Source organism: Deltaproteobacteria bacterium, from assembly GCA_005879795.1.
In the GTDB taxonomy this organism is placed as follows: Bacteria; Desulfobacterota; Binatia; order DP-6; family DP-6; genus DP-6.
Window position 1 is genome coordinate 1 of record VBKJ01000025.1, and the last position, 5,094, is coordinate 5,094.

9 protein-coding genes are annotated in these 5,094 nt (G+C 72.0%); all 9 read right to left on the reverse strand.

Annotated elements, in window-relative coordinates; translation table 11 throughout:
• Nucleotides 1–398 (reverse strand): conjugal transfer protein TraC (locus tag E6J59_00940; GenBank protein ID TMB23930.1); only part of this gene is annotated, 398 nt, incomplete at its 3' end.
• Nucleotides 395–940: a TraV family lipoprotein gene (locus E6J59_00945; protein ID TMB23931.1), complete on the reverse strand. Its 546-nt coding sequence runs from the start codon at nucleotides 938–940 to the stop codon at nucleotides 395–397. The genes E6J59_00940 and E6J59_00945, both read right to left, overlap by 4 nt.
• Entirely contained in the window at nucleotides 922–2,109 is a 1,188-nt protein-coding gene (locus tag E6J59_00950; protein TMB23932.1) for a hypothetical protein, read from the reverse strand. The genes E6J59_00945 and E6J59_00950 overlap by 19 nt, the downstream gene beginning before the upstream one ends.
• On the reverse strand, nucleotides 2,106–2,888 hold the full coding sequence (locus E6J59_00955) for a hypothetical protein (protein ID TMB23933.1): 783 nt from the start codon (nucleotides 2,886–2,888) through the stop codon (nucleotides 2,106–2,108). The genes E6J59_00950 and E6J59_00955 overlap by 4 nt, the downstream gene beginning before the upstream one ends.
• 30 nt (nucleotides 2,889–2,918) lie before the next feature.
• Nucleotides 2,919–3,728: a DUF2895 family protein gene (locus E6J59_00960; protein ID TMB23934.1), complete on the reverse strand. Its 810-nt coding sequence runs from the start codon at nucleotides 3,726–3,728 to the stop codon at nucleotides 2,919–2,921.
• Entirely contained in the window at nucleotides 3,560–3,847 is a 288-nt protein-coding gene (locus tag E6J59_00965; GenBank protein TMB23935.1) for a hypothetical protein, read from the reverse strand. The genes E6J59_00960 and E6J59_00965 overlap by 169 nt, the downstream gene beginning before the upstream one ends.
• Nucleotides 3,841–4,203 carry a hypothetical protein gene (locus E6J59_00970; protein TMB23936.1) on the reverse strand — a complete coding sequence of 121 codons (363 nt, stop codon included), beginning with the start codon at nucleotides 4,201–4,203 and terminating at the stop codon, nucleotides 3,841–3,843. Before E6J59_00970 ends, E6J59_00965 begins: the two co-directional genes overlap by 7 nt.
• The gene (locus E6J59_00975; protein TMB23937.1) at nucleotides 4,200–4,667 is read right to left on the reverse strand and encodes a hypothetical protein; all 468 of its coding nucleotides are present in this window, start codon (nucleotides 4,665–4,667) and stop codon (nucleotides 4,200–4,202) included. Before E6J59_00975 ends, E6J59_00970 begins: the two co-directional genes overlap by 4 nt.
• Nucleotides 4,668–4,673: 6 nt before the next feature.
• Nucleotides 4,674–4,919 (reverse strand): hypothetical protein, encoded by a 246-nt coding sequence (locus E6J59_00980; protein TMB23938.1) that lies wholly within the window; start codon nucleotides 4,917–4,919, stop codon nucleotides 4,674–4,676.
• Between the last annotated feature and the right edge of the window lie 175 nt (nucleotides 4,920–5,094).

The following is a 5,094-nucleotide window of genomic DNA, read 5'->3' on the forward strand; positions in this document are numbered from 1 at the left end:
GTGAAGAAGTCGTCGTCGACGAGTGCCTGGTAGTGCCGCTCCCGCGCGGCGACGATGCGCGACGTCAGCGGCGAGGCACGCCGGATGGCCTTCCAGGCGCCGAGCGCCGTGTCGATCGTCGGCCACTGGAGGAGCAGGACCTGGAACGCGGCGCCCGTCGGGATCTGGTGGAGGAAGTGCTGGATCGCGCGGTGCGCCGACTCGGTGGCGCCGGAGTCGAGGAGCTCGACGTCCGCCATCGACAGCTCCCAGCCGAGGCCGAGGCTCCCGTCCACGAGTACGTGGATCGGCATGTGCTCCTGCTCGACCCACCGCCACGGCAAGAGGTCCGCGAGCGGCGGATCGTCGGCCTTGAGGGCTTCGATCCGCTCCCAGGTCCAGCGCGCCACGGTCGTCATCGCCGCGTCGCCGGCGGTCCCGGCGCCGCGCTTGGCGCCGCCTGCGGCGGGGCACCGGCCGCGGGGGCGGCCGGCTCCGGGGTCGGCTCGCCCGGGCCGGGCGGTGTCTGCGCCTTCGGCTCGACCGTCCATGGCACGACCGTGCGGCGGCCCGACTGGATCGGCGCCGGCCAGGGTGGCGGCGTCGCATCGGGCGGCACCGCCACGCCCAGACCGTTCGGACTGAGCGGCTGCTCGACGAACCATTGCCACGTCTTGACCGGGACGAAGACCCAGTGTCCCTGGACGAGACTGCCGTCCTCGGTGACGTGCGTCGGAACCCAGATGCGCCGCACGTCGGGCGGGACCACGAGAGGCAGGTAGGGCGCCTGATAGCCGAAGCTCGACCCGACGGCTGCGGTCGGCTGCTGGCCCTGCGTCCCAGCGGCTTCCGCGGCGACGAGGGCCTCGTGCATCGACGGCGAGGGCGCGGTCGTCGTCGCGCACGCCCCGAGAGCGAGCGCAACGAGGACGAGGACCGTGGCTAGTCGAGCGTACGCCATGGGCTGTCTGCCGCGGTCTGCGCAAGGGGAAGGCCTTCGATCGTCACGCCATTCTGGATGACGGCGGCGCCGGTGATGCCGGCGCGGACGAAGATGACGGGCACGAGGGTCTCCAGTTGCCGCTCGAAGAAGCGCGACATGCGCTCGGCAGTCGTGGCGAGGCCCTGGAGCGCGGCGAACTGCGCGGTGTTGCCGACCACGGTCGTCTGGGTGCCGCCCAGCGGTGTCGTGGTGATTGTGGTCCCCGCCTGCGCGAGCCCGGCCGCGCCGCCCTGGATGAACGCCGAGAGCGCGACCTTCGCGAGGAACGAGCCGGTGTGCTCGATGACTTCGCCCGGAACGCCGAAGACGCCGTCAGGGCCGTTCACCCAGCCAGCGAGCGGCGTGGTAAAGACCCGTCCGTCGGGCAGCGTGCAGGACAGCTGGTCGAGCTGGAGTGTCGCGCGACGGCTCACGTAGTCGCCGACGGCCTTCGCGATCGCGACGCAGCGCTCGACCGCCACGCGGTGCCGGTTCGGCGCGAACGCGGCCTCGTTGAAGTGCAGCAGGACCGGGAACGGCTGGCTGCCGCGCACCGGCGCGTAAACGCCGGAGAGCAGCGTCACCGATAGGAAGCTGCCCGCAGGAAGGTGGGCCATCTTGACTGGCGGCGCGGGCGCGGCGGCGGGCTTCGGCGGCGGGCCCTCAACGATCTTGAAGTGCGTAAGCCGGGGCGGCCCGGGCGCGGTGATCGGCTCCGGCGGGCGGACCTGCGGCGGCAGAATCGGCTCGGCCGCCCGCGGCGGCGCCGTCGGCGGCACGCGCGGAACGTCGCCGAAGATGCGGCTGAGATCCCCAGGCTTTCCCGCTGGCTCGCCCGGCTTGGAGTCGCCCATCGGGCCCTTCTTCTGCTCACCGAGCTTCTTCTGGAGTTCGTCGAAGCGGTTGAGGAGCTTGCCGTACTCCTCGCGCAGACGGCTGACCTCGCCCTGCAGCTGCACGTCGGGCGAGAGGAGCCGCGGCCCGCTGGCGCCCGTGCCGCTCGTCGACGTGGGCTGACGCGGCTTTGGCCCGTCCTGGCCGGGCAGGACGCTCCAGACGACGAACACGAGGAGCGCGCCGAGCGCGAGGCCGACGCCCGGGCGCTGCCGGATGAGGATCCAGAGACGCCGGAGAACCTCGCGGTTCATTCCGGGACCCGGACCAGGTAGACCTTCGTCTTCTGCTGCGCCGCGCGGGCCTCGTCGGGTTTCGTCGGGCGCGGCGCGAGGCTGTCACGCTCGGCGTGCGCGGCGAGGAGGCCGGGGAAGTGGAGAGACTCGAGCGCGAGCCGCAGCCACTGGTCGGTGAGGTTCTCGGCCTCGAGGACGACGCCCTCGTACCGGGGCGTCTTCCAGGTGGCGAGCGTGCGTAGCACGAGGACCGAATCGTTGTAGGCGACGAACGGCGGCCGGCTCCGCGTGACCGTGACGCCGGGCTCCTGGACGCCCAGGATCATGGCCCGCATGAGGCGGAGCGGCGTCCAGGCGCCGCCGCTATCGGGCGCTGCGCTCCGGGACCCGCTCCCGGCGGCGGAGCCGACCACCAGACGAAGTACGAGGTCCGCCTTCTCGGGCGCGACTGAGCGCGCGAGGAGCGGGACCTGGTCGTCGTTGCCGAGGATCACGAAGATCTCGCCGGCATAGTCGGGAACGAGTGGTGACAGGAAGAGGCGGCTGCCGGCGGTCTCGAGCGTCAGCGTCTGCTTGCTAGCGGTCGTGACGATCGAGGTAATGGCGGCCGGGAACGTGACCGCCGTGGTGCGGCCGACGGCCAGGTTCACGGTGACCGGCTGGCCGGTCCACGGGGCCAGCCGCACGGTCGGCATCTCGGGAGCGTCCGCGCGTTTCTGCGCCGGCGCGGCCGCGGCGAGCGACGCCAGAGCCGCGAGCGCGCCGAGCAGGACGCGACACGCTCTCTGTGGCCTCATACGAACGTTCCTTCCCCTCTCCGGTCGTCGTCAGGAGTTCTGGCCGGGTGCGGGCTGTGGCGCAGGGCGCCGCGCGGGCTCCGGGGGCCGCCCCACGCTCACGCGCGCGATGACGAGCCCCGCGGGGTTGGCGTCCGAGGGCCGCGCCCGCACGATGTCGAACTCGTAGGCGATGTCCTCCTCGCTCATCAGCGTGGCGCGGCTCCAGCTCAGCCGGTGCCCCAAGACCTGCACCGTCCACTGATCGTCCGCGGAGGCGACGACCACGCTGTCGCGCACGGTGAAGCTCGTGCTCAGCTGGCGCTCCTCGATCGACTGCAGATCGGCGGCGGCTTGCGCGGCGAGCTGGCGCTGGAGGCTCGGCGTCATGTGCGCGCGCATCCGGCTATAGCTCTGACGGGCCGTCGCCGGCATGAGGTTCCCGAACGCGAGCGTGATCTGGCTGGCGAAGGCTTCGACCAACTCCGGCGGCACGCGGTCGGCGCGCGCCAGCCCGCCGATCGCCAGCCCACGGGAACCGGTGAAGAAGTAGACCGGCGCGGGCCGCGAGGCCTGAAAGACGAGGAGCGCGATGAGCGCGAGGCAGGCGACGCCCAGCAGGAGCGCGCTGACTCGCCAGCGTCCGGCCTCGGCCTCGAGCTCCGCGCGCCACTCGAAGTAGCTCGGCCGCGTCACCGCCACGGCGAGTACCTCTGCCCCTGCGCCGCCGGCGCCTGGGGCCACCCCGGCAGGGGGAAGCCGAGCAGCCAGAAGGCGTGGCGCAAGGCGCCCGGCGGGCGTCCGCGCTTGGCCAGGCGGATGGCGATCATCTGGAAGACGCCGGCTGCCACGCCGGCGAATGGTGTCGAGAGGACGTAGACGATGACGGCCAGGCTGCCGATCAGCGCCCAGTCCTCACCGTCGAGGCCGAGCACCCGGATGGGCTCGTCGACGGTGCGCGGGCAGTGATGCTCTAGCATCCGATCCCGGTACCCGCTGCGCTCGCGAAGAGCGTCCGGACGATGTCCGCTGAGAAGGCGATGACGAAGGCCGCGACGAACGAGGCGACGCCGAGCCCGATGTTGCGGGCGATGACGTTGGCGGCGCCGAAGATGATCAGGCCGATCGCGATGACCTTGCCGACCGGCCCGCTCAAGTAGCCCCAGACGGTGCCGAGCAGCTTGTTGAAGCCCTCGATGGCGACCGTCTGCGAGCAGTCGATGCCGCTCGTCTGCGCCAGGGCCGGGGCGGTCCACACGGCCCAGGCGAAGAGCAGCCCGAAGGCGATCGGGACGGTCCACCGCCAATGGGACGAGCTGTCAGACGCGGGGTTCATGGCCGTGACTCCTTGTGTGGACGTGGCGCAGGCGTGCGCGGCTCGCGCTGACGGGACAGGCCGTCGTACAGGTACTGCCCCGTAATCTCGACGGGCAGGTGCGGCCCTGGCGCTGGCGAGTCCGGGACGAGAAACCGCTGGAGACCTCGGCTGATCGTCCGCAGCTCCTGGAGGAGCCGTTCGATGTCGAGCGCGCCGATGTGGCCGTACTGGGCGGCCTGCTGGGCGAGCTGCTCGGCACGAGCAAGACTCGCGAGGGCCTGCGCGAGGTAGATGCGCGCGGCGGCGTCCGAGGGAACGACGTGGGGCTCGGGCGGGCCGCCGGTCAACGGCGGGCCCACTGGCCACGGGCCCGAGGCGGTGCTTCGCGGAGCGGCCACGAGCGAAAGGCCGAGCAGGACACCCACCACGCAGCGTCCGCTCACGGAAGCACCAGGACGGTAACCTCCGAGGGGTCGGCTCATGCTCTCTCAGCGGCGCGGCAGTTCGGAGGCTTGCCGCGAAGCGCCCTGGCGGTTGTCCTGGGGCGCACCCAGAGCGTAGCCGCCGACGGGATAGAAGAACCCGCGGCCGGCAAAGAAGATCGTGACGCCGTCCTCGCCAATGGTGGTGACCACGAAGTCCGGGAACTTCTGACCTTCGTGAACCTTGAACCAGCCACGGCTGTCGCCGTCACCGGCCTCGATCAAGGCCTCCTTCGGCTCGAGCGTCACCATGCGCACGCGCATCTGGGGTGGTGCCGCGGGCGCAACGGGCTGCTCCGGCTGGGCCTGCGCCTGGGGCTGCGCGGGAATCGACTCGGGGCCCGGGACTGGGAGCGCCGGCGACAGGCGCGCGAGCGGGCTCGGCTCCCTCTTCGGCTCGGTGGGCGCCTTCTCCTCCTTGAACAGG

Bases quoted from the DNA above. Each gene is read 5' to 3' on its own strand.
- E6J59_00950 (TMB23932.1), bottom strand. From the start codon at position 2,109: ATGAACCGCGAGGTTCTCCGGCGTCTCTGGATCCTCATCCGGCAGCGC.
- E6J59_00980 (TMB23938.1), bottom strand. From the start codon at position 4,919: ATGGTGACGCTCGAGCCGAAGGAGGCCTTGATCGAGGCCGGTGACGGC.
- E6J59_00975 (TMB23937.1), bottom strand. From the start codon at position 4,667: ATGAGCCGACCCCTCGGAGGTTACCGTCCTGGTGCTTCCGTGAGCGGA.
- E6J59_00970 (TMB23936.1), bottom strand. From the start codon at position 4,203: ATGAACCCCGCGTCTGACAGCTCGTCCCATTGGCGGTGGACCGTCCCG.
- E6J59_00965 (TMB23935.1), bottom strand. From the start codon at position 3,847: ATGCTAGAGCATCACTGCCCGCGCACCGTCGACGAGCCCATCCGGGTG.
- E6J59_00945 (TMB23931.1), bottom strand. From the start codon at position 940: ATGGCGTACGCTCGACTAGCCACGGTCCTCGTCCTCGTTGCGCTCGCT.
- E6J59_00955 (TMB23933.1), bottom strand. From the start codon at position 2,888: ATGAGGCCACAGAGAGCGTGTCGCGTCCTGCTCGGCGCGCTCGCGGCT.